Source organism: Rhodanobacter sp. MP7CTX1 (assembly GCF_014205795.1).
GTDB lineage: Bacteria > Pseudomonadota > Gammaproteobacteria > Xanthomonadales > Rhodanobacteraceae > Rhodanobacter.
Genome location: NZ_JACHCN010000006.1, coordinates 126,506 through 153,223, shown reverse-complemented (window position 1 = coordinate 153,223; position 26,718 = coordinate 126,506). Strand labels below are relative to the sequence as shown.

General features: G+C 62.6%; 25 protein-coding genes. 12 read left to right on the top strand and 13 right to left on the bottom strand.

Translation table 11 applies throughout. From position 1 onward, the window contains the following. The first annotated feature begins 27 nt into the window (after positions 1-27). Positions 28-3,423, top strand: a complete 3,396-nt coding sequence (locus tag HDE77_RS10085; RefSeq protein ID WP_255482637.1) for a GH92 family glycosyl hydrolase — start codon at positions 28-30, stop codon at positions 3,421-3,423. An 88-nt stretch (positions 3,424-3,511) separates the two neighbouring features. Here the strand turns inward: HDE77_RS10085 and HDE77_RS10080 are convergent, their stop codons facing one another. From HDE77_RS10080 to HDE77_RS10055, 5 genes are all read right to left on the bottom strand, one after another. Further along, on the bottom strand, positions 3,512-4,048 hold the full coding sequence (locus HDE77_RS10080) for a 2OG-Fe(II) oxygenase (RefSeq protein WP_255482636.1): 537 nt from the start codon (positions 4,046-4,048) through the stop codon (positions 3,512-3,514). 248 nt (positions 4,049-4,296) lie between these two features. Next, positions 4,297-4,509: a DUF3820 family protein gene (locus HDE77_RS10075; protein ID WP_184417187.1), complete on the bottom strand. Its 213-nt coding sequence runs from the start codon at positions 4,507-4,509 to the stop codon at positions 4,297-4,299. A gap of 19 nt (positions 4,510-4,528) precedes the next feature. After that, the gene (locus HDE77_RS10070) at positions 4,529-4,951 is read right to left on the bottom strand and encodes a VOC family protein (RefSeq protein ID WP_184417186.1); all 423 of its coding nucleotides are present in this window, start codon (positions 4,949-4,951) and stop codon (positions 4,529-4,531) included. A 125-nt stretch (positions 4,952-5,076) separates the two neighbouring features. Continuing rightward, entirely contained in the window at positions 5,077-5,334 is a 258-nt protein-coding gene (locus HDE77_RS20500) for a HepT-like ribonuclease domain-containing protein (RefSeq protein ID WP_343206091.1), read from the bottom strand. A gap of 443 nt (positions 5,335-5,777) precedes the next feature. Then, positions 5,778-6,581, bottom strand: coding sequence for a methyltransferase domain-containing protein (locus HDE77_RS10055; RefSeq protein ID WP_184417185.1), 804 nt, complete (start codon positions 6,579-6,581; stop codon positions 5,778-5,780). A 180-nt stretch (positions 6,582-6,761) separates the two neighbouring features. Here HDE77_RS10055 and HDE77_RS10050 point away from each other — a divergent pair, with 180 nt between their 5' ends. The 8 genes from HDE77_RS10050 (at position 6,762) to HDE77_RS10015 (ending at position 13,062) form a co-directional block, all read left to right on the top strand. Then, complete coding sequence (locus tag HDE77_RS10050) at positions 6,762-8,336, top strand: MBL fold metallo-hydrolase (RefSeq protein WP_184417184.1); 1,575 nt, start codon at positions 6,762-6,764, stop codon at positions 8,334-8,336. Positions 8,337-8,405: 69 nt separating this feature from the next. Next, positions 8,406-9,497: a PQQ-dependent sugar dehydrogenase gene (locus HDE77_RS10045; protein ID WP_184417183.1), complete on the top strand. Its 1,092-nt coding sequence runs from the start codon at positions 8,406-8,408 to the stop codon at positions 9,495-9,497. Between the two features lie 156 nt (positions 9,498-9,653). Then, on the top strand, positions 9,654-10,292 hold the full coding sequence (locus tag HDE77_RS10040; RefSeq protein WP_184417182.1) for a YbhB/YbcL family Raf kinase inhibitor-like protein: 639 nt from the start codon (positions 9,654-9,656) through the stop codon (positions 10,290-10,292). A 125-nt stretch (positions 10,293-10,417) separates the two neighbouring features. Further along, positions 10,418-10,573, top strand: a complete 156-nt coding sequence (locus HDE77_RS10035; RefSeq protein ID WP_184417181.1) for a DUF1328 domain-containing protein — start codon at positions 10,418-10,420, stop codon at positions 10,571-10,573. A gap of 55 nt (positions 10,574-10,628) precedes the next feature. After that, positions 10,629-10,991 (top strand): DUF883 family protein, encoded by a 363-nt coding sequence (locus HDE77_RS10030; protein ID WP_184417180.1) that lies wholly within the window; start codon positions 10,629-10,631, stop codon positions 10,989-10,991. 24 nt (positions 10,992-11,015) lie between these two features. Then, complete coding sequence (locus HDE77_RS10025) at positions 11,016-11,489, top strand: ABC transporter ATP-binding protein (protein WP_184417179.1); 474 nt, start codon at positions 11,016-11,018, stop codon at positions 11,487-11,489. Further along, complete coding sequence (locus HDE77_RS10020; RefSeq protein WP_255482635.1) at positions 11,486-11,878, top strand: hypothetical protein; 393 nt, start codon at positions 11,486-11,488, stop codon at positions 11,876-11,878. Before HDE77_RS10025 ends, HDE77_RS10020 begins: the two co-directional genes overlap by 4 nt. Before the next feature lie 113 nt (positions 11,879-11,991). Further along, positions 11,992-13,062, top strand: a complete 1,071-nt coding sequence (locus HDE77_RS10015; protein WP_343206090.1) for an AI-2E family transporter — start codon at positions 11,992-11,994, stop codon at positions 13,060-13,062. Positions 13,063-13,077: 15 nt separating this feature from the next. Here the strand turns inward: HDE77_RS10015 and HDE77_RS10010 are convergent, their stop codons facing one another. From HDE77_RS10010 to HDE77_RS09990, 5 genes are read right to left on the bottom strand one after another with little or no spacing between them, the layout of a single operon-like run. Next, positions 13,078-13,815: an SDR family NAD(P)-dependent oxidoreductase gene (locus HDE77_RS10010; RefSeq protein WP_184417178.1), complete on the bottom strand. Its 738-nt coding sequence runs from the start codon at positions 13,813-13,815 to the stop codon at positions 13,078-13,080. After that, a complete protein-coding gene (locus HDE77_RS10005) occupies positions 13,812-15,260 on the bottom strand; it encodes a TolC family protein (protein ID WP_184417177.1) in 1,449 nt (482 codons plus the stop codon). Before HDE77_RS10005 ends, HDE77_RS10010 begins: the two co-directional genes overlap by 4 nt. A gap of 1 nt (position 15,261) precedes the next feature. Next, complete coding sequence (locus tag HDE77_RS10000; protein WP_184417176.1) at positions 15,262-15,420, bottom strand: hypothetical protein; 159 nt, start codon at positions 15,418-15,420, stop codon at positions 15,262-15,264. A 10-nt stretch (positions 15,421-15,430) separates the two neighbouring features. Beyond that, entirely contained in the window at positions 15,431-18,622 is a 3,192-nt protein-coding gene (locus HDE77_RS09995; protein WP_184417175.1) for an efflux RND transporter permease subunit, read from the bottom strand. A gap of 10 nt (positions 18,623-18,632) precedes the next feature. Continuing rightward, the gene (locus HDE77_RS09990) at positions 18,633-19,910 is read right to left on the bottom strand and encodes an efflux RND transporter periplasmic adaptor subunit (RefSeq protein WP_184417174.1); all 1,278 of its coding nucleotides are present in this window, start codon (positions 19,908-19,910) and stop codon (positions 18,633-18,635) included. A 142-nt stretch (positions 19,911-20,052) separates the two neighbouring features. Between HDE77_RS09990 and HDE77_RS09985 the strand changes: the two genes are divergently transcribed. Then, a complete protein-coding gene (locus HDE77_RS09985) occupies positions 20,053-21,024 on the top strand; it encodes a LysR family transcriptional regulator (RefSeq protein WP_184417173.1) in 972 nt (323 codons plus the stop codon). A 162-nt stretch (positions 21,025-21,186) separates the two neighbouring features. Here HDE77_RS09985 and HDE77_RS09980 read toward each other — a convergent pair whose 3' ends face one another. After that, positions 21,187-21,984 (bottom strand): undecaprenyl-diphosphate phosphatase, encoded by a 798-nt coding sequence (locus HDE77_RS09980; RefSeq protein WP_184417172.1) that lies wholly within the window; start codon positions 21,982-21,984, stop codon positions 21,187-21,189. 301 nt (positions 21,985-22,285) lie between these two features. Between HDE77_RS09980 and glnA the strand changes: the two genes are divergently transcribed. Further along, entirely contained in the window at positions 22,286-23,695 is a 1,410-nt protein-coding gene (gene glnA, locus HDE77_RS09975; protein WP_184417171.1) for a type I glutamate--ammonia ligase, read from the top strand. A gap of 74 nt (positions 23,696-23,769) precedes the next feature. Here glnA and HDE77_RS09970 read toward each other — a convergent pair whose 3' ends face one another. Together HDE77_RS09970 and HDE77_RS09965 are read right to left on the bottom strand one after the other, a co-directional pair. Then, positions 23,770-24,159 (bottom strand): type II toxin-antitoxin system VapC family toxin, encoded by a 390-nt coding sequence (locus HDE77_RS09970; protein WP_184417170.1) that lies wholly within the window; start codon positions 24,157-24,159, stop codon positions 23,770-23,772. Then, a complete protein-coding gene (locus tag HDE77_RS09965) occupies positions 24,156-24,401 on the bottom strand; it encodes a type II toxin-antitoxin system prevent-host-death family antitoxin (protein ID WP_184417169.1) in 246 nt (81 codons plus the stop codon). Before HDE77_RS09965 ends, HDE77_RS09970 begins: the two co-directional genes overlap by 4 nt. A gap of 735 nt (positions 24,402-25,136) precedes the next feature. Between HDE77_RS09965 and HDE77_RS09960 the strand changes: the two genes are divergently transcribed. Then, positions 25,137-26,321, top strand: coding sequence for an alpha/beta hydrolase (locus HDE77_RS09960; RefSeq protein ID WP_255482646.1), 1,185 nt, complete (start codon positions 25,137-25,139; stop codon positions 26,319-26,321). Positions 26,322-26,718 lie beyond the last annotated feature (397 nt).

Here is a 26,718-nt window from a genome sequence, read left to right as displayed (position 1 = left end):
GTTTTCGCACAGTTCAGAGGATTCGGTATGAAGGCATCGCCATGGAGCCGCACCTTGTGGCTGTGCGCAGCGGGGATGGTCGGGGCGCTCGGCGGCAGCGCAACCAAGCTGCGTGGCGAGCCGCTGACCCAGCCAAATCCGGGCGTCTTCCAGACCTCGTTCGAAGCCGATGAACCTACGCCGTCGGCGGTACCGGCCAGTGCCGCGTTTACGGCGCAGATCGATGGGGGCCCGGGCAAGGCGGCAGCGCTCAACGCCAAGCCCGACGTCGGCTTCAGCGGCCTGCATTCGCTGCACTACCGGGGTCGGGCCGATGGCAGCCAGCAGCTGCGCCTGTTCGATGTCGATCTGCCGGTGCGGGCCGACACCCAGCTTTCCTATGTGATCTTTCCCCAGCGCGTGGAAGACGATCTGCGTAACCCGGCGAACTACGTGGTGGTGGACCTGGTGCTCGACGACGGCAGCCGGCTGTCGACACGCGGTGCGCTCGATCAGCACCGCATGGGTGCCACGGCGCGCGCGCAGGGTGACGGCCGTACGCTTTATCCGAACCAGTGGAACGTCGTATCGATCGACGTTGGCCGCGTGGCGGCGGGGCGGCACATCCGCCAGATTGTGCTTGACCACGACGGGCCGGGTGCCGCGTTCGAAGGCTACATCGATGACATCCGCATCGGCGCCGAGGCGCCCGATACACGGCGGCAACCAGCCGACTTCGTGGACACGCGGCGCGGCAGCAATGCGAACGCCGATTTCTCCCGCGGCAATACGTTTCCCGCGACGGCATTGCCGCACGGCTTCAATTTCTGGACGCCGGTAACCGATGCCAGCGGCAACTGGCTCTACCAGTACCAGGCGCACAACGGTGCGGACAATCGGCCTCGCCTGCAGGCGTTCGCGCTGTCGCACGAACCGAGCCCCTGGATGGGTGATCGCCAGACCCTGCAGTTGATGCCGGAGGCGCAGCCCGATGGCGTGCCGCTGCTCGACCGCGCGGCGCGCTCACTCAGCTTCAGCCATGACCATGAGACGGCCCGCGCTGACGGCTATCGCGTCGCGTTCGACAACGGCCTCGTCACCGAGATGACACCGACCGACCACGCGGCGATGTTCCGTTTCACCTTCGTCGGGCCGCAGGCGCAGCTGGTGTTCGACAACATCAACGACCACGGCGGCATCACGCTCGACCCTGCGTCGCGAAGCTTCAGCGGCTATTCGGATGTGAAGAGTCGGTTGTCCGCCGGCGCGACGCGATTGTTCTTCTATGGCTCGGTCGATCAACCGATACAGCACAGCGGCCAGCTCACCGGTGCAGGGCGCGACCATGTCGCCGCGTGGCTCGGCTTCGACACCCGCACGCAGAAGACGGTGAACCTGCGCATTGCCACCTCGCTGATCAGCGTCGATCAGGCCCGGCACAATCTGGCGCTGGAGATCGCGCCGGGCGACAGCTTCGATGAAGTGCACGAACGTGCGCAGCAGCACTGGAATGCGCTGCTTGGCATGGTCAGCGTGCACGGCGCCAGTCGCGATGAGCTGACCACGCTGTATTCCAATCTCTACCGGATGTTTCTCTATCCGAACGAAGCTTACGAAAACACCGGCACGGTAGCGCAGCCCGTCTATCGCTACGCCAGCCCATTCTCCGCACCGACCGGCGCCGACACACCCACCCAGTCCGGCGCACGCATCGTCGACGGCAAGGTGTTCGTCAACAACGGTTTCTGGGACACCTACCGCACGGCGTGGCCGGCCTACACGCTGCTCATGCCGACCCAGGCTGGCGAGATGATCGACGGCTTCGTGCAGCAGTATCGCGATGGCGGCTGGATCGCGCGCTGGTCATCACCCGGTTTCGCCGACCTGATGGTCGGCACCAGCGCCGACGTGGCGTTCGCCGATGCGTGGCTGAAAGGCGTGCACAATTTCGACGTGCGTTCGTTCTATCAGTCGGCGCTGAAAGACGCTTCCGTGGTTAGCCCGCTGCAGGGCACGGGCCGCAAGGGGCTGCAGCGTTCGATCTTCAACGGCTATACCGACACTGGCATCGATGAGGGACTGTCGTGGTCGATGGACGGCTATATCAATGACTTCGCGATCGGCAACCTGGCCGGCGCGCTGGCTGCGCGACCGGCAGTGGACGATCCGTATGCTGCGTACTACGCCGACGATGCACGCTACTACCGCAATCGCGGGCTAAGCTACATCAACCTGTTCGATCCAGCAGTCGGCTTCTTCGTTGGTCGTGATGCCGCCGGTCACTGGCGCTACGACAAGGCCACGTTCGACCCATTGCGCTGGGGCGGCGACTACACCGAGACCGATGCCTGGAACATGGCCTTCCACGCGCCACAGGACGGTGCAGGCCTCGCCGCGCTGTACGGTGGCCGCGCCGGCCTTGCGTCGAAGCTCGATGCGTTCTTCGCCACGCCGGGCAACTTTCATGTCGGCAGCTACGGTGAAGCGATCCACGAGATGCTCGAGGCGCGTGATGTGCGCATGGGCCAATACGGCCATAGCAACCAGCCCTCGCACCACATCATCTACATGTACGACTACGCCGGCCAGCCGTGGAAGACGCAAGACAAAGTACGCGACGTACTGTCGCGCCTCTATGTCGGCAGCGAGATTGGCCAAGGCTATCTTGGCGACGAGGACAACGGTGAGATGTCCGCCTGGTATGTGTTCAGCGCCGCCGGCTTCTATCCCTTGCGCATGGGCACGCCCGAATATGTGATCGGCGCGCCTTACTTTCCGCACATGGACATCCGCTTGGAGAACGGCAAGCACATCGTGATTGATGCATCCGCGGTCAGTGATACCAACCGCTACGTGCAGAGCCTGCGTGTGAATGGCCAGCCATGGAACAAGCTGACCCTGCCACATGTGCTGCTGGCGCAGGGTGCCAATCTGGCATTCGTGATGGTTCCGAAGCCTTCCCACTGGGCGAGCGATGAGGCCGCGCTGCCGCCGTCGCTCAGCAGTCAGGGCAAGCCGCAGCCGCTGCGCGACATCACCGATGCAGCGCAGGGCGAAACCACCAGCACCCCGGTGATCCCGCAGCTGGCTGCTCTGTTCGACAACGACAGCAACACCGAAGCCACGCTGCCCGCGGCGCCATCCACCGTGAGCTGGCATTTCCCGCAGCCACGGCGCGTGGATATGCTCACGCTGACCTCTGGCGCCAGCGCAGCAGCGCCGTCCGGCTGGCAGTTGCAGGCATCCACCGACAACAAGCATTGGCGCACGCTGGATACGCGTCAGAACGAGAGCTTCCCGTGGCCTCGCCAGACGCGGGCATTTGGTGTGCGCGAGCCTGGTAGCTATGCGTATTACCAGCTGACGTTTGTGCAAGCTGTGGGCGGAGCTGCGAGAGCCCTGGCGGAAATCGAGCTTATCGGACCCGCGCCGCCAGCGAAGTAGCACCTGGAGTTATCGATGGGCCCGGATGCTGGCAGCAGCGTCCGGGCGCGAAACCGGATCCCGTCGGCTGCCGCGCCGGTCACCCATTTCAGCAAGTCGCGCCGATTGCCCGTTGCCGCATCCAGCACGCGATGCTCATGCGATCTCTCGTGGCCGGCAACACCTCGTGTTCGAATTGCGCCGAGAGAAACAGCAGCAGCGTGCCGGCATGTGGATAGATATCGCGATGCGAGTGATCGGCTAGGTGCAGTCGCAGCGCGCCGCCTTGCGCTTCCTGCCATGCATCGTTGAGATAGAACACGGCGGAAACCACGCGCGCATCGTTGTTGCGCAACTGATCGAGATGACGCGCGTAACCGGCGCCGGGCTGATATACCGCGTAATGCGATTCGCTATCCACGAGGCCGAGCATCAGCGAGCGACTGAGCTCGATCCGCAGCGTGTCGATGCGATCGGCGAACGCCTGTTGCGGTGCACTCAGCGCATCGGATTCAAACCAATGCGTGCTGTCGCCGCGCAGCAGCGTTTGGTCACGATCGGCTCCGACCCGCGCTGGCTTCAGTTGTTGCGCGTCGTGCATCGCCAGACATTCATTCGTCAACGCGAGCGTCTCTGCCGGGGACATGAGACCTTGGATGACGCACCAGCCATCCGCGGCAAGCGAGGCTGTCGCACTTTCAAACTCATCGGAGCGGGTGTGCATCGGTCGCCTGGGTTTTGCGCGGACACGCGAAGTTGCCCAACGCGCGCACGCAGGACTCGACCAGGCACAGGAAGCGATCATCTCGGCAGCATGAACAGCCGCGAGGGTCGACGCAGCATACTGCGTAAAGCCGGTATACGCCGGCACGTGTTGCGTGGGCGTGTTGGCGGCTACCGCTTGCGCAGCGGTTCAAGCAGTGACGACAAGCCGTTGTGATCCAACTCCAGCATCAGCGCCAGCAGGCGGCCAAGCTCGCCATTTGGGAATCCCTTGCGGGCAAACCAGGCAAGGTAGGCGCCTGGCAGGTCGGCGATCAGGCGACCCTGGTATTTGCCGTAAGGCATGCGCACCGCTACCAGCTTCGGCAGATCTTCTGCTTCCATCGAGATCGTTCCTGCGCCGTTACTTGGCAAACAACTGCGAGCGATCCGCAAACGCCTTGAATTCCAGCGCATTGCCGCAGGGATCGAGCAGAAACATCGTGGCCTGCTCACCCGGCTGGCCCTTGAAGCGGATGTGCGGCGCGACCACGAAGCGAGTGCCTGACGCCTGCAACCGCGTAGCCAGCGTCTGCCAGTCGCCCATCGAAAGCACGACGCCGAAGTGTCGCACCGGCACGTCATCGCCATCCACATCGTGCGCCGCCACCGCGCGCGCTTCCTCCGGCGCGAGATGCGCCACAATCTGGTGCCCGTAAAAATCGAAGTCCACCCAGTCGGCGCTGGAGCGTCCCTCGGAGCATCCCAGCAGCTCGCCGTAGAAGGCCCGCGCGTTGGCCAGCGATGTGACTGGAAAGGCAAGATGGAACGGTGGCAGTTCGTGCATGTAGGCGTCCGCTAGCAAGAGTACGCAGCTTCGCGACCGACACATTCGCCGTCAAGCCGCCATGAGTATCGAGGTGAGAGCTTGCCTGCCGGAGTTCGTTTACTTGGCGAGCATGCGGCGGACGGTCACTTCCAGTAGTGGCAGATGCTGCTGCACCTGGCTTGTACCGTCAGGGGGTCGATCTCGCCCAGATAATTGTGCACGAGAATATTGCGGAAGCCGCTGATCTGTTGCCACGGGATTGCCGGGTAAGGCTGCTTGAGATCACCGGGTAAACGTTGCGTGGCTTCGGACAAGATTTGCAGGTTGCGCAAGGTGGCGTCGTATGGCATCTCGTCCCCAGTCGGATCGCCACGCTGCTGAATACGCCGAATTTTCTCGATGGCGTCGGGAATATGCTGAGCATGGGCATGCCACGCCTTGCTCCCCGCTCCACGGCCTCGTTCAACACGGTGTCGCGTAGGTGGCGGTTGAGTTCATGCTCGGGTAGGAGGTCGAGGCGTCGACCTGTGATTTCGGCCAGTCGCTCAGCGAGCGGCAGACGCCGAGCGAACAAGTCGTAGCCCCGGAGGAAATCCACCAGGAAGTCAATGTCGCTATCCAGTCGCTCCTCGCCGCGAGCTACCGAGCCAAACACGCGGATACGGCGAGCGCCGAACTGGCGGCACGCGGCAAGGATGGCCTCTCTTTGTGTGTGCAACACATCAAGCAGCATGGTCATGGCCTCGCGGCGGTATTGTCCGCCGGTCTTCGATTCGACTTCCGCTGGTAGTGGAGCCCCGGCTTCATACTGCGGGCAGCCTCGATTCAATTCATCGCCTCAGCCTCACGGTTTCACAAACCTCAACGTCATCCGATCCGATTCACCGATGACTTTCATCTTCGCGTGCTCGGTATCGGGCCCGGCCAGATCCGGTGGCAGGCGGTGCACGTTGATGTCTTCCGGGTCCGCGGGGTTCGCGTTGATCTGCGATACGCCGTCCAGGCGGAAACCGGTCTTGAGGGCGACGGCGATCAGGTAATCCTCGGGGATGCGGTGCAGGGTCTTGCTGCTGTCCTCGGCATCGGAAAAAGGTTTTGCGCGGTGTTCGGTGAGGCCGAGCACGCCGCCGGGCTTGAGTACGTTGAAGGCGGCCTTGAGCACGGCGTCGAGCGTATCCGGGCTGTGGTTGAGCCAGTCATGCGTGTTGCGGAACGTGAGCACCATGTCGGCGGAGTTGTCGGGGCCCAGGTTCACTTGCATCGGTGGCGCGAACGGGACGATCTTTTCGATGTGTCCATAGACCGCAGGGTCGGCCTTGAGCTTGGCGGTGAACTTCACCGACGACGGCGCGGCTTCGATCAGATGGCCATGTGCGTAGAGGAATGGCGCAAGAATTTCGGTGTACCAGCCGCCGCCGGGGGCCACCTCGATCACCGTCATGCTCGGCTGGATGCCGAAGAATTGCAGGGTCTCGATGGGGTGGCGATATTGATCGCGCGCCTGGTTCGCAGCCGAACGCCAGTGGCCGCCGACCGCCTGCTGGAGCGCCGCGGTGGTGCTGTCGGCTGAAGTGGCGGCGGCGCTGGCGACGGGTATCAGCAGTGTGCCGGCCAGCAGGATGAGCAACTTGCAGGTGTGGCGAAACATGGTTCGACCCTCCCGACGGTGAGCTTTCAAGATTACGCCGAAACGAGCGCCGTAGAAGGAAACAGGCAGCGTGCCGATCGCACCTGACTTGTCGCATGGCATGACTTTCCTCATGGGGCACCGCGCTCCAAACCACCTAGGCTGCGTCATCCGCCCCCGGGCCTGATCGAGCGATACGTGATGGACATCCGTAAGCGTTGGCGCAGGACTTCCGCGACGACCATGTTTACCGTGCTGACTCTGGCGGGTGCGGTCTCGGTACATGCGACCGCAACGCCGCGGCCGGATGGCTCCAGCGAAGGGATCACTGCCCATCCTGGCTGCAATCGGCTCGATGCACGCGCCTGTCTCGACCTCGCACTGACCGCCATGGGCGGCCGCGACAAACTGGCGGCGATCAGCAACGTACAGCTCGACGTGATCGGCCACACCGCACTCACCGAGCAGTCGTACCGGCAGGCACCGTTCATCACCAGCTACGAACGCGATCAGCTGACCCTTGATTTCGACAAGGGTCGGTTGCGGAACCAAAGCCACGGCGTATGGCCGGAAGCCGATCCGCATCAGGCGGAAAGTGATCTGATGCTCATCGCCACCACGCAGGCCTGCGTGTATCACGCAAAGGATGCCGATACGCCGTGTTCGCCGTCCGATCTGGACGACACCCGTGCCACGTTGGCATTGGGACCGGAGCGCTTGCTGCTGACCGCGGCGGCGGCGCCCGATCTGCATTATTCGAGCGGCGAATGGCTGCGTTCCACGGCGCATAGCGTGCTGGAGTTCAACTGGAACGGCCAGCCCGTGCGCGTGCTGCTCAATCCGTTCAATCATCTACCGGACGCGGTTGAACGCACCACGACGTTCCAGGATTTCTGGTTCGCCTGGGGTGACGTCGAGCAGCGTATCTACTACGACAACTGGAAATTGCTGGGCGGCATCGTGCTGCCGACCAACCGCATCGAGCAGCGCAATGGCGTGTGGTGGCAGTCGATGCTGATACTCGACGCCAGCCTCAATACGAAGCTGGATGACAAGGCGTTTGCCATGGACGCGACGGTGGCGGCCAAGGTCGCGCAATCGAAGGGTTGGAATCGCGATTTCAGCGACCAGCACCATGTCGAGCTGGCTCCAGGCATCGAGCTCTACCGCGGCTCCTGGAATGCCACCCTGATCAAGCAGGACGACGGTGTGCTGGTACTGGAGGCACCGATCTCGCCGCACTACGTGCAAGGCGTGCTGGCCAAGGCGCGCAGCTTGTTTACGGGTATCCCGGTGAAGGGCGTGCTATCGAGCTCCGATTCCTGGCCGCATATGGCCGGTGTGCGGGAGGCGGTGGCCGAGGGCCTGCCGGTATACATCCTCGATTTGAACCAGCCGCTGTTGGACCGTTTGGTCACTGCGCCGCACCGCTTGCAAGCGGACCGCCTGCAGACCGCACCGAAATCGCCGCAGTGGCATGTCGTCTCCGGTAAACAGGAGATCGGCACGGGCGCGAACCGCGTCGTGATCTACCCGCTGCGTGGCGCCTCGACCGAGCGCCAGTTCATGGTGTATTTCCCCGGGCACAAGTTGCTTTACGCCAGCGATACGTTGGCGCTCAACGCCGACCACACGCTCTACGATCCGGAACTGATGCGTGAAGTGGTGCAGGCCGTAGTGCGCAATCATTTGCAAGTGGATACGGTATACGCGATGCACGAGGGGCCGACGCCATGGCGCGACGTGGTTGGCTTGGTCGATGCCGCCATGCAGTGACTGCGTCGACCGATATTTCATCGGGCTGGCGTTAGCATCAGCCTTTCTCCAATGATCTGGGCCAGATTCATGCGCAAGAAATGGTGGTGGTTGCTCTGCCTGCTGGCGACGCCGGCGTTTGCCGCGCCGCAACTCGACAAGCTCACGCTTCCGGCGGGTTTCCATGTCGCGGTGTATTCGGACCAGGTGCCGAATGCGCGCGAAATTGCCTTGGGCACGAATGGCATCGTGTTCGTCGGTTCCAACGATGCCGGCAAGGTCTACGCGCTCACCGACACGAAAGGTGATGGCCACGCCGACAAGGTGCAGGTCATCGCCAGCGGGTTGGAGCTGCCGGTCGGTGTGGCGTTCCACAACGGCGATCTGTACATCTCCGCGGTGAGCCGGATCCTCGTGTTGCGTGATATCGAGCACCACCTGGATAACCCGCCGAAGCCACAGGTCATCACCGACAAATTGCCCACCGAGATGCATCACGGCTGGAAGTTCATCGCGTTCGGTCCCGACGGCAAGCTGTATGTACCGATCGGCGCGCCTTGCAACATCTGCGATCCGGGCCCGGATCACGGCAAGCTCACCCGCATGAACGCCGATGGCTCCGACATGCAGAATGTCGCTGTCGGCATTCGCAATACGGTCGGCTTCACCTGGCGCCCCGGTTCGCAACAGCTGTGGTTCACCGACAACGGCCGCGACCTGATGGGCGACGACATGCCCAGCGACAAATTGAACAAGCTCTCGCACATCGGTGAAAACTTCGGGTACCCCTATTGTCATCAAGGCGACACGCTGGATCCCGAATTCGGCAAGGGCAAGAACTGCAAGGACTACACGCCGCCCGTGCTGAATCTGGGTGCGCATGTGGCTTCCCTGGGCCTGCGCTTCTACGAGGGCAACCAGTTCCCGGCCAGTTACAAAGGTGCGCTGATCATCGCCGAGCACGGCTCGTGGAACCGTACGAAGAAGTCCGGCTATCGAGTGATGACGGTGCGCTTGAACGGCGACAAAGTCGTGTCCTACCAACCGCTGCTCGATGGCTTCCAGCAGGACGAGAAAGCCTGGGGTCGGCCAGCCGACGTGCAGCCATTACCGGATGGCAGTTTGCTGGTCAGTGATGATCTGGCGGGGGCGGTTTATCGGGTGACGTATCAGAAGCCTTGATGGGCGAAGAGGATGCGCAGTGCGACAACGAGCTCGCGGCCTGCTCTGCTCCCTCCCCCTGCTTGCAGGGGGAGGGAGCAGAGCGGCAAGAGAGCAGTTGTTTGCACGACAGTTCGCCCCAAATAATCAAAGTTCGATTCTTGACCGGAGACATCCATGCAACTGCGTAGTGACAACTTCAAGGACGGCCAGTCGATTCCGGCCGAGTTCGCGTTTGGCAAGCGCGCCGAGCCGGTCGCTTTGTCGGACAACCTGAGTCCGCATCTGGCCTGGAAGGACGCGCCGCCTGGCACGCGTTCGTTCGTGCTTACCTGCATCGATACCGACGTGCCCAGTCGCGGCGACGATGTGAACCAGAAGGGTCGGACGGTGCCGGCGGATCTGCCGCGGGTGGACTTCGTGCATTGGTTGATGGCGAACATTCCGGCGGAATGCGGTGAGCTGGCCGCGGGTGCGTGCAGCAATGAAGTTACGGCGCGCGGCAAGCGCGAACCGTTTGGGCCGCCGGGCAGCGTGCAGGGCGAAAATGACTACACCGGCTGGTTTGCGGGCGACGATCAGATGGCCGGCAGCTATCTCGGCTACGACGGCCCGTGTCCGCCGTGGAACGATGTGCTGCTGCATCACTATCATTTCCGGGTGAGCGCGCTCGACGTGGAGACGTTGGCGCTGGCCGAGGGCTTCAAACTGCCCCAATTGCAGGCGGCGATGGCTGGCCATGTGCTGGCCGAGGCGGAACTCGTCGGAACCTACACCCTCAACCCGGACGGTCTCGAGCCGGTAGCGTCGAGCTGAACAACGTCGGCGCCGCGTGCACGGCGGCGCCGATAACCTTCACGCCCGCATGGCATGGGCTATGGGTGAATGGCAACACTTGGCCTCGTCGCCGCACCTGCCATTCATTACAAGAGGACACCGCCATGCTTCACTACGCCTTGGTCTTTCTGGTCATCGCCATCATCGCCGCGGTACTGGGTTTTGGGGGCATCGCGGGTGCCGCAGCCGGCATCGCAAAGATCCTGTTCGTCGTTTTCCTGATTCTGGCGATCATCTCGTTCTTCCGTCGCAGCACTTAATGGCCGTGCGTTTGGGCGCGGTTTGCACGATAGTCAGTCCTTTCCGGAGCATGCAATGAACAAGCAGGAACCTACCACCGAATCGCTTGCCAGCACTCGCATCGACGAGAGCGCCGAGCGCATCAAACAGGCCACCTCCAGTGCGGTAGCCAGCACCAAGGACGCGGTGGATCGCGCTGCCGATCACGTTGAAGAAGGCTTGCACAACGCCACCGACAAGGCAGCCCAGGCCGCCAACCGGGCCACCGAGAAGGCGGCAGATATCAGCGAGCGTGGCCGCGAGGTTTACGACCAGACGATGGACCGCGCCGATGCATGGCTGGATCAGGCGCGCGAGTACGTGCGCGAGAAGCCGGTGCAGTCAGTTGCCATCGCGCTGGGTGCTGGCTGGCTGCTTGGCCGCATACTGCGGCGTTGAGCCAGACCATAGCGGGGGCAGGGAATGCACAACCAGGCTGAGCCACCCCGTGAAGCGGCGGCGCCGGATCCGGCGCCGTTGTCGTCTGGGCTGTTGACGGAAATCGGCCAGCTCGGCCGTGCGGTCAAGCATCTGTTCGGCGCGCAATTGCATCTGCTGGCCGCGGAACTGGGGCTGGCACGCAGCGCGATCTCATGGATCTTCGTCGCGGGCCTGGCGGCGACCGTGGCCGGGGTGGGGCTGGGGTTGAGCTTGCTCGCCTTCACCGGTTTGCTGCTGGCCAAGTGGTTCGGTTCGTGGTTCTGGGCGTTACTGGCGCTGTGCGTGCTGCAGCTGGTGTTTCTGCTCGCATCGGTCCTGCTGTTCCGCCGCTGCATGCACTGGATGAGCCTGCCCGCCACGCGCGGCGAATGGAGTGCGATGATGCATGACACGCTGAGTAAGGCCGAGCGTGAAGTAGAGCGCGAGCAGGCCAACGGGGAAGGGGATCGGGCATGAACATTTTCGACCGCGTTGCCAGGGTAAAGGCGGCCCAGGCGCGTATGGGCGTCGCTCGGCGCGAGTTGAGTGCACCTGCCGCCGCCTTGCTTGTGCGCAGTCATCGACACCCGCTCACAACGGTGGGTGCGGCTGCGGGCGCGGGCTTTGTACTGGGCAGTCTCAATGTGCATCCGCTGCGTGTACCCGGATTGGGCCCACTGCTCAGCGGTGGGCTGGCCGAGGCCGTTGCGTTCGGCACGCGCCTGATCACCGAACTCGGCACCGCCGGTCTGGGCGGTGTTGATCGACATTCGAATCGGCGGAATCCGGATGAACAGAACTCTGCCGATCAGGGCCGCGCCGATCAAAGTGGGGACCCGCCCGATTGGCAGGGTGGCGAGCCGTGACAAGCCAGCCCGAACAACTGTCGCCGCCGGAGGATGACGCCGAGAGTCGTGAGGTGGTATCCGCGTTCGTGGCCGATCAAGTTGCACCGCCCCACCCCCCACCGAGACGCAAAGTGCGCACTGGGCAGACGGTGCGCGGCGTACGTCGTCATCTGCGCGCGATCCGCATCGTGCTGGACGTGCTGCTGTTGCTGGCCTTGATGTACACCGTCACCTTGACCAAGGCGTTGCTGATACCGCTGGTGCTGGCCGCGTTTATCGGGCTGGCACTGAATCCGATCGTCGCCGCCGGAGCACGCATTCACCTGCCACGCTGGCTGACCGCCAGCGTGCTGATGATCGGACTGATCGTGGGCATCAGCAGTGGTGTCAGTGCATTGGCGCAGCCGGCGATCGGCTGGTTCCATGGGGCGCCGGACGCCGTTCGAAACTTCGTGCCCAAGCTGAAGGAATTGACCAAGCCGCTGGAAGCGGCGAACCGCGCCACAGCAAGCCTGGTCAACGGCCCGTCCACCCATGCGCCAGCGACCCAGCCTGCGCCGATGTCGATCAGTGCGTGGGACGTGGTTTCGGGCACGCCCAAGGTGCTCGCGGCGGTACTCAGCGTGACCTTGCTCGTGTTCTTCTTCCTGATCTACGGCGACACGATGCTGCGCCGGCTGGTGGAGATCACGCCAGGCTTTGCCTATAAGCGACATGCGGTGGTGATCGTGCGCGGCTTCCAGACCGAAGTGTCGCGCTACCTGCTGACGGCGATGCTGATCAATGCGAGCCTGGGCGCAGTCACTGCGGGCATGCTGTGGTTTTACAAAGTGCCGGACCCGTTGTTGTGGGGCGCGGTAGCGATGTTCGCGAACTTCATTCCCTACGTGGGTGCGATTACCACCACCGCCGTGCTGGCGGTGGTATGCATGCTGTATGCGCACGTGATGAACTTCGCGGTGTTCCTGCCCGTGCTGACCTTCGCCGGCATTACCGTGCTGGAAGGCAACCTGATCACGCCGATGATCCAGGGTCGCAGCATGCGCCTGAGTCCCATCGCGATCTTGTTATGGCTGCTGGTCTGGGGTTGGCTGTGGGGCATTCCCGGCGCCTTGCTGGCGGTGCCGATGCTGACCTGCACCAAGCTGATTGCCGAGCGCGTACGCAGCTGGCACTGGTTCGCGATGATGGTGCAGCGCTGATTTACCCCCGTATGTTCACCAGGGTATGACTTCGGTATCGCGGAAGAAGCGGCCGCTCGGTGCCGGCGCGGGTAGACACGCCGCCCATACGATCCCGGCCGCGCCGCGCTCCACCGGCCGCCCGCCAGGGCCGCCGAGTTCGGTCGCCACCCACCCCGGACACACTGCGTTGACCACGATGCCGCTGCCCTCCAGTTCGGTCGCGAGCGAGCGGGTATACGCGTTCAGTGCGGCCTTGGACGTGCGATAGGCGACGCAGTTGCTACCGTTCGAGCCGGTGGCACCACAACCGCTGGAAACATTCACGATGCGGCCATAACCATGCCGACGCATGAGCGGGAGCATGGCGCTGGATAGCCGCCAGCTGCCGAATAGATGGGTGTCGAGCGCGTCACGCGCCGGCGCAATATCAGTCGTGCTGGCGTTGGCCTCGCGGTCGTAGTGACCGCCGGCATTGTTCACCAGCACATCGAGCCGGCCGTAGCAGGTGCCGATCCAATGGGCTAGCGCATCGACCTGATGCTGGCGCGTCACATCCAGCGTTACCGCAATCACCTCACCCGTTGTGCCAGCCAGCTGGCGGGCCGCGCGACGACCCTTTTCGAGATCGCGAGCGCCGAGCAGCACCGTCATGCCGCGCTCACTGAGCTGACGCGCCACCTCGAAACCGATGCCGCGATTGGCGCCGCTGACCAACGCCACGCGGTAGACCGGGGCGATTGCCGGCGTGGAGCTTTTCGCCGCCGTATTCATGGCGCAGCGTTGGGCGCGGCGTTGGCAACGGCACTGCAATGCTCGTCGCCGCAGGCCTGCCAGCCACCACCGAGCGCCTTGTACAGCGCGACGGCGCGGGTATTGATCGATGCTTCGGCCTGGGCCAGATCATCCTCGGCGGAAAGCTGGGTACGCTCGGCGTCGAGCAATTCGAGGAAGCTGGTGGCACCTTCCTCATAACGCACTCGTGCAAGATCTGCCGCGCGCGTGCTCTGCGTGCTCTGGTCGATCAGGTGATCCACCCGCACCCGTTGCTGGTTGAATCCGGTGACCGCGTTGTCGATATCTTCGATCGCCAGCAGCACGCTCTGCTGATAGTTCGCTTGCGCCGCATCGGCGCGTGCTTCGCTGGCATGCAGGTTGGCGCGAACGCGTTGGACGTTCAGGCCGGGCCAGCTGATGCTCGGTGCGAGCGACCATGCGCGCGTCGCGGGGCCGCCGAAATTGTTGCTGCTGCCGGCCAGGAAGCCGAGGAAACCACCCAGCGTGATATGCGGAAAGAAATCCGCCTTGGCCACGCCGATGCGCGCGGTGGCCGCCGCATATTCGCGTTCGGCAATGCGTACATCCGGCCGACGTGTAAGCACGTCGCCGGCATCACCGATCGGCAGGCTGACCGCGATCGGGGTGAAGCTCTTCGGCGAGACATCGATGTCGAGTTCGCCGGGCCGCTCGCCCAGCAGCACGGCGAGTCGAAACTCGCTGGCGCTGACTTGTGTCTGCAGTACCGGCAGTTGCGCCTGCACCGCGCTGAGGCGAGCCTTCGCACTGGCGACGTCTTGTTCCGAACCGGAACCGAGCTGCTCGCGCACTTCGGTCAGGTGCGTGGTTTGCTGCAGGTTTTCGATGTCGCGCTGGGCAATGTCGAGCCGCAACTGACTGCCGCGCAATTCGAAATAATTGCGCGCCACTTCGGCCAGCAGGGTGACCTGGGCATTTTGCAGCGCTGCGTCGCTGGCGCCGAGGTCGGCACCCGCTGCTTCCACGGAACGCCGCACACCACCGAACAGATCCAGCTCCCACGAAGCATCGAAACCGGCCTGATACGTAGTGACCGTGGTGCGCTGATTGGTGAAGCCGGGCTCCTGGCCGCGAGCGCGTGTGTAGTTCAGATCGGTATCCACGGTCGGCAACTGATCGGACTTGGCACTGCTGAGCAGCGCGCGCGACTCATGCAATCGCGCCACGGCGATGCGCAGATCCAGATTGTTCTTCGCAGCACGCTGGATCAGTGCATCCAGCGTCGGGTCGTTGAACTGCTTCCACCAGGCGGCCTGGAACTGCGCGTGGCTCTCTTGCGCGGCGTCGAATCCCTGCAGCTGCGATGGCGTTGGCGGCACCCGGTGATAGTTCGGACCGACGCTGGCACAGCCAGCGAGGATCAGTGCCGCGCTCAGCGCGGCAATCTTGAGTAGCGTTTTCATATCAATGTTCTCCAGCGCGGGAGCGGTGCGCGTGTGACCCGAAACGCTCCGTCAGGCCGTGAATGACGCCATAGACCAAAGGCGTGTAGATCAACCCGGTAAGAGGTACACCGAGCATGTCCGAGACCACGGCCACACCGACCGCGGCGATCTTGAGCATGGGTTCCATCTCAATGACCCTCCAGCGCCAGAGGGGCGTGCGCGGCTGCATGCTTACGTGCACGCGCTTCGCGGCGCTCCACCAGGGCGCGAATAAGGACGTAGAACAGCGGCGTGTAGACCAGCCCGAACAGGGTCACGCCAAGCATGCCGGAGAACACCGCCACACCCATCGCATGACGCATCTCGGCACCGGCGCCGTGCGAAGTGACCAGTGGCACCACGCCCATGATGAACGCGAACGAGGTCATCAGGATCGGACGCAGGCGCAACCTGGCGGCTTCCAGCACTGCCTCGTGGCGAGCCATGCCTTCGTGTTGGCGTTCGCGTGCAAACTCGACGATCAGGATCGCGTTCTTGCACGCCAGTCCCACCAGCACGATCAATCCGATCTGGGTGAAGATGTTGTTGTCGCCACCACTCAGCCACACGCCGGCAATCGCGGACAACAGCACCATCGGCACGATCAGGATCACCGCCAGCGGCAGCGACCAGCTCTCATACAGCGACGACAACACCAGGAACACCAGCAGCACGCACAACGGGAACACCAGGATCGCGGTGTTGCCGGCGAGAATCTGCTGATAGGTCAGTTCGGTCCACTCGTAACTGAAACCGTTCGGCAGGTTGTCCTTCGCCAGTTTTTCCATCGCTGCCTGGGCCTGGCCGGAGCTGAAGCCGGGCGCCGGTCCGCCGTTGATCTCCGCGGTCGGGTAGCCGTTGTAGTGCTGCACGCGATCCGGTCCGGCACCCTGCTGCACGGTGACGAACGAACCCAGCGGCACCATCTGGCCCTGCGCGTTGCGCGTCTTCAATTGCAGGATGTCCTGCGGTGAATGGCGGAACGCCGGATCGGCCGACACGTTGACCTGATAGGTGCGGCCGAAACGGTTGAAGTCATTGACGTAGAGCGAGCCCAGATAGGCCTGCATGGTCTGGTAGACATCGGCCAGGTTCACGCCTTCGGTCTTGGCTTTCTCGCGATCCACGTCCGCGTCCACTTGCGGCACGTTGACCTGGAAGCTGGAGAACAAACCGGCCAGTGCCGGCACCTTCTGGCTGGCGGCGATCAAGCCCTGGCTCTGCTTGTACAGCTCATCGAAACCACGGTCGCCACGATCCTCGATCTGCAGGCGGAAGCCGCCGATCGTGCCCAGTCCCATCACTGGCGGCGGCGGGAACACCGCGATATAGGCATCCTGGATTGCTGCGTATTTCTGATTCAACGCAGCGGCAATCGCACCCGCCGACAGCGAGGGATCGCGACGCTCTTCGAATGGCTTCAGCGTGACGAACACGATGCCGGCGTTGGTGCTGTTGGTGAAGCCATTGATCGACAGGCCGGGGAACGCCACCGCGTGCTCCACGCCAGGCTGCTTCAGTGCGATCGCGCTCATCCGCCGAATGACATCTTCGGAGCGATCGAGCGAAGCTGCATCAGGCAGCTGCGCAAACGACACGAGGTATTGCTTGTCCTGCCCCGGCACGAAACCGGTCGGCACATGGGAGAAGCCGAGCCAGGTCAGGCCGATCAGACCGGCATACAGCACCAGCGCGATCGAACCCTTACCGAGCAGACGCTTCACGCCACCGACGTAGCGCTCCGAACCACGATGGAACATGCGGTTGAACGGCCGGAACAACCAGCCGAATGCGCGATCGATTCCGCGCGTCAGGCGATCCTTCGGTGCGTCGTGACTCTTCAACAGGATGGCTGCGAGCGCCGGGCTGAGCGTCAGCGAATTGAACGCGGAGATCACCGTCGAGATCGCGATGGTCAGCGCAAACTGGCGATAGAACTGGCCAGTGAGGCCGCTGATGAACGCGGTCGGGATGAACACCGCACACAACACGAGCGCTGTGGCGACGATCGGGCCAGTGACCTCGTGCATCGCCTTGCGCGTCGCCTCCTTCGGCGACTGCCCGAGCTCGATGTGCCGCTCCACATTTTCCACCACCACGATCGCATCATCGACCACGATGCCGATCGCCAGCACCATGCCGAAAAGTGATAGCGCATTGAGCGAAAAGCCGATCACGTACATCACGGCGAACGTGCCGATCAGCGATACCGGCACTGCGACCAGTGGAATGATCGACGCGCGCCAGGTCTGCAGGAACAGGATCACCACCAGCACAACCAGCAGGATCGCTTCCAGCAAGGTGTGCACCACCGCCTCGATCGAGCCGCGTACGAACACGGTCGGGTCGTAGACGATGCTGTAGTCGACGCCCTGCGGGAACTCCTTCTTCAGCTGCGCCATGGTGGCGCGTACTTCGTCGGAGATCTGGATCGCGTTGGAGCCTGGTCGCGCGAAGATCGGCAACGCTACCGCCGGCTTGTTGTCGAGCAGGCTGCGCAAGGCATAGGTGTCCGCGCCCAGGTCGACCTTGGCGATGTCGCGTAAGTGGGTGACGCCACCGTTCGCATCGGTGCGCACGATGATGTTGCGGAAGTCGTCCTCGTTGATCAAACGGCCACGCGTATTGATGTTGAGCTGGAACGCCGAGTTGGTCGGGCCGGGTGGCGCATTCAGCGCACCGGCGGCGACCTGTACGTTCTGCTCGCGGATCGCGTTGATCACATCGCCGGTGGTAAGCCCACGCGAGGCCAGCTTCGGCGGATCCAGCCACACGCGCATGCTGTATTCGCCCGCGCCGAAGATCTGCACATCGCCGACGCCATCGAGCCGGCCCAGCACATCCTTCACATGCAGTCGCGCGTAGTTCGACAGGTACAGCATGTCGTAGCGCTGGTCGGGTGACGTCAGGTGCACCACCATGGTGAGATCAGGCGAGCTCTTCTGCGTGGTGACGCCGAGGCGCTGCACTTCCTCCGGCAGCTTGGGCAAGGCTTGCGCGACGCGGTTCTGCACATCGACCTGTGCCGTGTTGAGGTCGGTGCCGAGCGCAAACGTCACGGTCAGCGTTATTGCGCCGTCGCTGGTTGCCTGCGACGAGCTGTACAGCATGCCTTCCACGCCGTTGATCTGCTCTTCCAGCGGCGTGGCGACGGTTTCGGCGATGACTTTGGGATTGGCGCCGGGATAGCTGGCGTGCACCACCACGGTGGGCGGCACGACTTCGGGGTATTCGCTGATCGGCAACTTGAACACCGCGATGCTGCCGCAAATCACAAACAGCAGCGACAGCACGGCGGCCATGATCGGCCGATCGACGAAAAACTGGGCAATGTTTTTCATGGTGTGTGACTCAGTCCTGCGAACGCTTGTTCTTGCTGGCGGCGGCCGCCGCCGCCGCGACAGCCAGGGCGATATGCTCGTCGTCATGGATCAAGGCCGGCGTTGCCTGATTGGCATCGACAAGTGCCTTGTCGCTGTCGGTGAGGCGGTATTGCATGGCCACTTTTTGCGGATTGACCTCGACGCCGGGGCGCACGTGCTGCAGGCCGTTGACGATCACCACGTCGTTCGCGTCCAAGCCGCTGTCGATCACGCGCAGGCCTTCAAACAGCGGGCCGGGACTGACTTTGCGGTATTGCACCTTGTGGTCCTTGTCGACCACATAGACGAACTGGTTGCCCAGATCGGTACCGATCGCGCGATCGTCCACCAGCAGACGGGGACGAGTCTGTCCGCTCTGCAATTGCACGCGGGCATACAGGCCCGGTGTGTAGAGGCCATCGTGGTTCTCGAACACCGCGCGCAGCCGCATCGTGCCGGAATCGATGTGCAGCTGGTTGTCGACGAAGTCGAGGCGACCTTCATGTGGAAAACCTGGTTCGTCGGCCAGACCCATGGTGGCCTCGATCCGCGCATTGCCGCCGGCCTGGACCGCGCGTGCACGCAGATGGTCGAGCTTGAGCCAGGTCTGTTCGTCCACGTCGAAGTAGACATAGACCGGGTTCACCGTGACCACGCTGGTCAACACGTCGCTGCTGGTGACCAGGTTGCCGGGCGTGATGCGGATATTGCTGACGCGACCGTCGATCGGCGAACGAACCTGGGTGAAATCCAGGTTGAGCCGTGCTGAAGCCAGCGCAGCCGTGCTGGCAGCCAGTTGCGCACGGGCACTCTGCTCGGCGGTGTCCTGGTTGTCGGCATCCTGTTGTGCCACGGCATGCTGGGCGAGCAGCATGACTGCGCGTCGCTGATTGGTTATGGCCAGATTCAACGCGGCCTGGGACTGCGCCTGGTTTGCGCTGAGTCGATCGACTTCGGCCTGATACGGGCGCGGATCGAGCTGGAACAGCACATCGTCCTTATGCACCAGCGCACCTTCCTGGAAATGCACCGACTCCACGAAGCCACCTACCCGCGGCTGTACCTGCACGGTGTCGACAGCTTGCAGCCGGCCGGTGAATTCAGCGCTGTCGCTGACTTGGCGGGTTAGCGCCTGAGCCACCGTCACTTCCGGTGGTGCACCGGCGGCGGTCGGGGTCTGTGCATGGCTGTTGCTGCCGTGCAAGAGAACCCAGCTGCCCGCGATTGCGACGGCGACCAGCGTCGCCAGCATCCATTGGTTTTTCATGTTGCGCTCCCAGAACTTGGTTGCCGGGCGCACGTCCCCGGCGAAGGACCGGGAGAATAGGTGAACTAACGGGTATAGAAAATCCGTTTCTTGTGCATTACACTCGTGAGCCGCAGTCACGAATCGACCAGGAAGTGAAGCTATGGAAGACTTTTCCGCAATTTCGACCTTCGTTCGCGTGGTCGAGGCCAAGAGTTTCGCTGCTGCGGCTGCCCAGCTTGAGATGACCCCCTCTGGCGTCAGCCGGGCCGTGGCCCGACTGGAAACCCAGCTCGGCGCCCGATTGCTGTTCCGTTCGACCCGATCGCTGCGTTTAACCGACGATGGTGCCTCGTTCTATGCACGTTGCAAGGAGATCCTTGCCGATCTCACCGAAGCCACCGAGGCGCTGGGGCATGCCCGCAGCCATCCGGTCGGCAGGTTGCGGGTGGCGACACACTCCGCCATCGGGCGCGCCGCGCTGATCCCCAACCTGGCGGAGTTCGAAATGCGCTATCCGGATATCCGGCTGGAGCTGGCGATGTGCGACTACCACTTCGATCTCAACGAAGAAGGCTACGACTGCGCCATCCGCATGGGTGAACTGGAAGATTCCAACCTGATCGCGCGGAAGCTCGGCTACTTCAACAATGTGCTGTGCGCCGCGCCTGCTTACCTGCGCAAACACGGCGCGCCGCGCAACATCGACGACCTGAAGCAGCACCGCTGCATCAACTACGTCTTCCCGAGTACCGGCAAACCCTATCAATGGCAGTTCGATACCCCGAGCGGGAGGGTCGACCTGGATATCGACGCGCACATGCTGATCAACGATGCCGAGTCGGTGATCCAGGCCGCGGTGGCCGGACTGGGTATCATCCAGATTCCGCATTGCCTCGCCGCCAACGCGCTGGCCAAGGGCCAGCTGGAGATCGTCATGACCGACACGATCTCCACCGGCTCACCGCTGTGGATCGTCTATCCACAGAAGCGCCACTTGTCGGCGCGAGTGCAGGCGTTCATCGAATGGGTGAGCGAACTGTTCCAGCGCACCAGCGAACCGCAATGCCGCGTCACCGCGCGCGTCAACGCCGAAAAAGCCGAGCGGGGCGAGCGCGAGGCTGTGGCGGCGTAAATCCCTACTTGGCACGCGGGCCAATGCGGCTCATGCGGGCACTTATATAAGCGTCGAACGCTTCGTTTTTTGCCCGTCATTCCTGCCTTCGCAGGGATAACGAGCTGGATAGCGGGGGTCTTCGCAGGTCTTCGCTTCGCAGGAATGACGAGCCAGACTCCCTTATGCGCCGGCCGGCACCAGCAACAGCAGCGCCACGCCGAGCACGATGCGATAAACCGCAAACGCCGTGAAGCGGTGCGTGCGGATGTAGCCGAGCAACCACTTCACCGCGATGAAGCCGACGATCAGCGACACCACGAAGCCGACGATCAGCGCGGTCCAGTCCTCATGTGCCGCGCCGCCACCCTTCAGCACCTTCAGCAATTCGTAACCCGTGGCCGCATACATGGTCGGAATGCCGACCAAAAACGCAAACTCGGTGGCGGCCGCACGATTGCTGGTGCCCGCCAGCATCGCGGTGAAGATCGTCGCGCCCGAGCGCGACGTGCCGGGGAAAATGCCGGCCACGATCTGCGCAATGCCGACCAGGATCGCCACCCGCCAGGTGACCTCGGTGCGATCAACCTGGCGGGCAGCAAGCTGCTCTGCAGCGATGATCCAGAAGCCGCCAATCAACAGCGCCCACGCAATCGGCGTCACGGTTTCCGGTAACTTGAAGCCGTAGTGTGTGACCACCAGCCCAAGCACGCAGGTGATCAGGAACGCCACGATCAGCTTGAACAGGTAATCGCGATTGGCCGGCACGCGCCACTGCGTGAACAACTGCCAGATGCGCCCCCAGTAGATCAGCGTGATGGCGAGAATCGCGCCCGCCTGGATGCCTACATTGAACAGATCCGAACGCGCGCCGAGGCCGAATTTCTCGGCAATCAGCAGATGACCCGTGCTGGAAATCGGCAGAAACTCGGTGACGCCTTCGATGATGCCAAGCAGGATGACGTGCAGCAGGTTGGTCACAGGTCAGTTCCGGATGATGGTTGAGCGGTCGCCGGCGTGTCTGGCCAACGAGAGGTGCCATAGCTTAAGGGCTTTGCGCGCACGAAAGATGGCCGTCCGGTGGCGCACCATAGCCACGGGAAAGTTGCGTCGACATGCACCATAATAGTGCAAATTGTCACAAAATCCTGTCGGCATTTGGTGCTATCTTTGGCGTTCGTACCCGCCGTGATGCCCGCCAGTGCCTATGCCACAACGGTTTCATGGCATGGCACAGGCTTTGCTATAAAGCTTCATTCCTTCCACTCCCGAGGCTCCCCCGATGTCCGCCCATAAAGTGCTCGATCTGATCCAGGAACACGAGGTCGAGTTCGTCGACTTCCGCTTCGCCGACATGCTCGGCGTGCATCACCACGTCACCTTCCCGGCCCACGCGATCGACGAGTCGACGTTTGAGGACGGCAAGATGTTCGACGGTTCGTCGATCACTGGCTGGAAGGGCATCAACGAGTCGGACATGGTCCTGATGCCGGATCCGGAGACCGCCCATCTCGATCCCTTCAGTTCGCACACCCAGCTGATCCTGCATTGCGATGTGCTTGAGCCGAGCACCATGCAGGCTTACGGCCGCGATCCACGCTCGATCGCCAAGCGCGGCGAAGCGTTCCTGAAATCCACCGGCATTGCCGACACTGCATTCTTCGGCCCGGAGCCCGAGTTCTTCATCTTCGACTCGGTGCGCTGGCAGAACGACATGGGCCGCGTGTTCTACGAGATCGGCTCGCAGGAAGCGGCATGGAGCTCGCGCTACAAGTACGACGGCGACAACACCGGCCATCGCCCGGGCGTGAAGGGTGGCTATTTCCCGGTCAGCCCGGTGGACTCGCTCGGCGACCTGCGCGCCGACATGTGCAAGGTGCTCGAATCGCTCGGCCAGAAAGTGGAAGTGCATCACCACGAAGTGGCGAACGCTGGCCAGTGCGAGATCGGCGTGAAGTTCAACACGCTGGTGAAAAAGGCCGACGAGCTGATCACCATGAAGTACGTGATCAAGAACGTCGCGCACCAGAACGGCAAGACCGCCACCTTCATGCCCAAGCCCATCGTCGGCGACAACGGCAGCGGCATGCACGTGCATCAGTCGCTGTCGAAGAACGGCGAAAACCTGTTCGCCGGTGATCTGTACGGCGGCCTGTCGCAGCTCGCTCTGTGGTACATCGGCGGCATCTTCAAGCACGCCCGGGCGATCAACGCGTTCGCGAACTCCACCACCAATAGCTACAAGCGTCTGGTGCCGGGCTATGAAGCACCGGTGATGCTGGCCTACTCGGCACGCAATCGTTCGGCAAGCTGCCGCATTCCGTACGTGGCCAGCCCGAAGGGTCGCCGCATCGAGGTGCGCTTCCCCGACCCGATGAACTCCGGCTACCTGGTGTTCACTGCGCTGATGATGGCCGGCCTCGACGGCATCATCAACAAGATCGACCCGGGCGCACCGGCCGACAAGGATCTGTACGACCTGCCGCCCGAAGAAGAGAAGAACATCCCGCAGGTCTGCTCGAGCCTCGACCAGGCACTGGAAGCGCTGGACAAGGACCGCGACTTCCTCAAGGCCGGCGGCGTCTTCACCGACGACTTCATCGACGCCTACATCGAAGTGAAGATGAAGGAAGTCACCCGCTACCGCGCCAGCACCCACCCGATCGAATTCCAGATGTACTACGGCATCTGATCGCGGCGACATCGCGAGTGTGAAAGACAACGGGCGCTACGGCACCCGTTGTTGTTGGTGATGCCGGCATGCCACTAGCGACAGAGTTTTACCGGGCCGGGATATTGTCCCACCATGGTGTCAGCGGTCAGTAACGTGATGCCTTCGACCGTCGCTTGCGCCACCAGGACGCGGTCGAAGGGATCCCTGTGGATCGGGGGAAGACCTTCGATAGCGACGGCGTGAGCACTGGCAAGCGGCAGTTCGCCGTATGCGTTGTCCAGCAGTCCCCGCCGAAGCACTCGCGCATCCACCCGAAAATCATCACGCCCGAGCCCACGCTTGACCGCGATTTCCCAAAGACTGGCCGCACTGAAAAACAGTTCGTTGTCCGCGTCGTCGATCAAGGCACGTGCCTCTGCAGGCAGCCGGGCGGGGTTGCCCGCCGCCCACAGCAACAAGTGCGTGTCCAGCAGGTATTTCATGCCGGGCCCTCGAAAAGCTTCTCGATCACGCTTGCGCCCATGCGGTCAAAGTCATCAGGTACCGCGATCTGCCCCGCCATGAAGCCGAGCCGCCGGACTTGTGCGTCGCTGGGCGCAGATAGTGGCAAGACCTTGACCAAGGGCTTGCCGGCCTTGGCGATCACGAACGGCTCGCCCTTGGCGGCCTGATCGACCAGCCGCGACAGCTGGGTCTTCGCTTCGTGGATATTGACGGTAAGCACGCCCGCGACCTCGATGGACTAAGTCTATTTAGTCTAGTCCAATATGCCGCGAATCGGTGCGGGGGAAGGACATTCGCAATGGGTCGTAAGACCACCCGCGAATTGCGTGGATAGCAGGGCACCCAGATCGACGCCGCGACGGCGCAAACCGATCGAGTACCCGTCGCACTGAGGAACTGATCGCGGCGAGCCCGCAATGTGTGGAAGGCAAAGGGTACTTTGGCGCCCGTTTCTGCGATGCCTGCACGCTAGAACGCCAAGGGGGAACCGGGGTCGACCCGGTCGGGTTAGCACGCCAGTAATGTGTTCACTCAGAGCGTGCAAGGTCAATTCTCCAGCAGCCGACCATCACCAGCACCGCGAACGTCCGCTATTGATAGCAATGGGTTGGACTTCTTCTCGCCGCTGACTGTGTGGATTGCGCCTTCAGCCTGGCACCCAGATGCTGTGGATGAGAAGGAGTCCATATACGGACATCCAGGCGTCTGCCAGCGCACATGGGCCGGACGTCCGTGAACCTGTCCGCGGACGACGCACCTATTCGCCGCCGGCCGGCAAGTTCTTGAATTGCCTTGCTTCGGTCGTGAATCCACCGCTGGCACAACGCTTGCTCTACCTGGATGCAACGGTGCCGAATTCGCTTGCGTGCACGGGCGCTGCCGTCATTCCCACTTTGCTTAGTCTGCTGAGCTCAGTGGGTTATCAGATATCCGTATCAGGAGAGTTTCCTTGACTATGTTTCGCACGCATTTTCTTTTCATACTGGCGGTGGCCGCTGGAATGACCACGGCCAATATTTCCTTTGCCACGGCGCCCGCTGGCGTATCCAGCACTGCAACCACTTCGACTCAGGACAAATCGCCCATGATGTCGCGCGATGATGTCACCCGGATCCTCGAAAGCAATCGCAAAATCGTCTCGCCCCAGGGCATCGACGAGATGATCAAGGTGCGCATCGGTGGCATCGACCAATGGCTGTCGATTCGCGGCAAGGATCGGCGCAATCCGATCCTGCTGTTCCTGCATGGTGGTCCGGCTTCGCCAGCCATGCCGGAAGCCTATACGTTCCAGACGCCCTGGGAGGATTACTTCACCGTGGTGCAGTGGGATCAGCGCGGCGCCGGCAAAACCTATGCGGTGAATTCGGAGCAGGCGATGGCGCCGGGCATGACCGTGGATGGCATGACGGATGATGCCGCACAGGTAGTGCAGTACCTGCGTCAGCACTATGGCAAGCAGAAAATACTTCTGCTGGGACACTCCTGGGGCACCGTGCTCGGCGTGCATCTGGCCCAGCTGCACCCGGACTGGTTCTACGCCTATATCTCGGTGGGCCAGGTCGTGAATGGACGGCACAACGAAGAGGTCGGTTACGCTTTCGCCCTGCGTGAAGCCTTGGCGCACGGCAACGAGCAGGCCGTGCGTGAACTGAAAGCCATGGCTCCGTATCCGGGGCCGAAGCTGACTCTTGAGAACATTGGCATGCGCAGCAAATGGGAGATGTACTACGGTGGCCTCGCCTATGGTCGGCAGGACTATCAGTTCGAGGACGATGCCGAATCGCTGTCGCCCGATTACAGCAAGGCCGATCTCGCCGCGATCGGCAAGGGCAGCCTGTTTTCATTGAATCATCTGCTGCAACCGCTGCTGGCTGTCGATTTCGACCACACGACACATTTCGATTGCCCGGTGATCGTGTTCGTGGGGCAGCACGACTACACCACGGCGCACGAGCTGACGGAAAAGTGGTTCGGGGATATCCAGGCACCGTCGAAGCGGCTGGTGATGTTTGCCGACTCCGCACACATGATCATGCAGGAACAACCGGGCCGGTTCTTGATGCACCTGGTGACCGATGCGTTGCCACTGGCACAGCAAGCCGGGGATACAGCGCCGACGGAAGTCACGCGTGATCGGTAACGCCGCATTTGCATGCGACACTTCCACGAGTATCCCGATCTTGAATCGACTTCCTGGATGTTCACCATCGGTCGAAGGCGATTGTCGCGAGCAAGATAGCCATTCGAATTGCCGGGTTCTCAAGTCTTCGCGGGGATCAGAACAAGCTGTGCCTGCCTCTAGTCGCAGCCAGCAAAGTCGGCGAGCGTAAGCGGCGACCCTGCCCCAAGGACAGTGCGTGGCTTCGAGCCACGCTATCCACAGCGGTGGTCAATAAGTGGTCATGCCGCGTCGAAAAGTCACCTGACTTTTCGCCAGCGACGCATTATCGATAACGAAGCGGTGCTTTACTTCGCTCTTCAATGGGGACGTCTGCGTCACCGGTGATGGACGTTGCGTGATGATGGAGCGGCTCACA

Excerpts from the sequence above, each read along its gene's own strand:
- HDE77_RS10085 (WP_255482637.1), top strand. The coding sequence starts at position 28 with ATGAAGGCATCGCCATGGAGCCGCACCTTGTGGCTGTGCGCAGCGGGG.
- HDE77_RS10080 (WP_255482636.1), bottom strand. The coding sequence starts at position 4,048 with ATGTCCCCGGCAGAGACGCTCGCGTTGACGAATGAATGTCTGGCGATG.
- HDE77_RS10075 (WP_184417187.1), bottom strand. The coding sequence starts at position 4,509 with ATGGAAGCAGAAGATCTGCCGAAGCTGGTAGCGGTGCGCATGCCTTAC.
- HDE77_RS10070 (WP_184417186.1), bottom strand. The coding sequence starts at position 4,951 with ATGCACGAACTGCCACCGTTCCATCTTGCCTTTCCAGTCACATCGCTG.
- HDE77_RS10055 (WP_184417185.1), bottom strand. The coding sequence starts at position 6,581 with ATGTTTCGCCACACCTGCAAGTTGCTCATCCTGCTGGCCGGCACACTG.
- HDE77_RS10050 (WP_184417184.1), top strand. The coding sequence starts at position 6,762 with ATGGACATCCGTAAGCGTTGGCGCAGGACTTCCGCGACGACCATGTTT.
- HDE77_RS10045 (WP_184417183.1), top strand. The coding sequence starts at position 8,406 with ATGCGCAAGAAATGGTGGTGGTTGCTCTGCCTGCTGGCGACGCCGGCG.
- HDE77_RS10040 (WP_184417182.1), top strand. The coding sequence starts at position 9,654 with ATGCAACTGCGTAGTGACAACTTCAAGGACGGCCAGTCGATTCCGGCC.
- HDE77_RS10035 (WP_184417181.1), top strand. The coding sequence starts at position 10,418 with ATGCTTCACTACGCCTTGGTCTTTCTGGTCATCGCCATCATCGCCGCG.
- HDE77_RS10030 (WP_184417180.1), top strand. The coding sequence starts at position 10,629 with ATGAACAAGCAGGAACCTACCACCGAATCGCTTGCCAGCACTCGCATC.
- HDE77_RS10025 (WP_184417179.1), top strand. The coding sequence starts at position 11,016 with ATGCACAACCAGGCTGAGCCACCCCGTGAAGCGGCGGCGCCGGATCCG.
- HDE77_RS10020 (WP_255482635.1), top strand. The coding sequence starts at position 11,486 with ATGAACATTTTCGACCGCGTTGCCAGGGTAAAGGCGGCCCAGGCGCGT.
- HDE77_RS10010 (WP_184417178.1), bottom strand. The coding sequence starts at position 13,815 with ATGAATACGGCGGCGAAAAGCTCCACGCCGGCAATCGCCCCGGTCTAC.
- HDE77_RS10005 (WP_184417177.1), bottom strand. The coding sequence starts at position 15,260 with ATGAAAACGCTACTCAAGATTGCCGCGCTGAGCGCGGCACTGATCCTC.
- HDE77_RS10000 (WP_184417176.1), bottom strand. The coding sequence starts at position 15,420 with ATGCTCAAGATCGCCGCGGTCGGTGTGGCCGTGGTCTCGGACATGCTC.
- HDE77_RS09995 (WP_184417175.1), bottom strand. The coding sequence starts at position 18,622 with ATGAAAAACATTGCCCAGTTTTTCGTCGATCGGCCGATCATGGCCGCC.
- HDE77_RS09990 (WP_184417174.1), bottom strand. The coding sequence starts at position 19,910 with ATGAAAAACCAATGGATGCTGGCGACGCTGGTCGCCGTCGCAATCGCG.
- HDE77_RS09985 (WP_184417173.1), top strand. The coding sequence starts at position 20,053 with ATGGAAGACTTTTCCGCAATTTCGACCTTCGTTCGCGTGGTCGAGGCC.
- glnA (WP_184417171.1), top strand. The coding sequence starts at position 22,286 with ATGTCCGCCCATAAAGTGCTCGATCTGATCCAGGAACACGAGGTCGAG.
- HDE77_RS09970 (WP_184417170.1), bottom strand. The coding sequence starts at position 24,159 with ATGAAATACCTGCTGGACACGCACTTGTTGCTGTGGGCGGCGGGCAAC.
- HDE77_RS09960 (WP_255482646.1), top strand. The coding sequence starts at position 25,137 with ATGTTTCGCACGCATTTTCTTTTCATACTGGCGGTGGCCGCTGGAATG.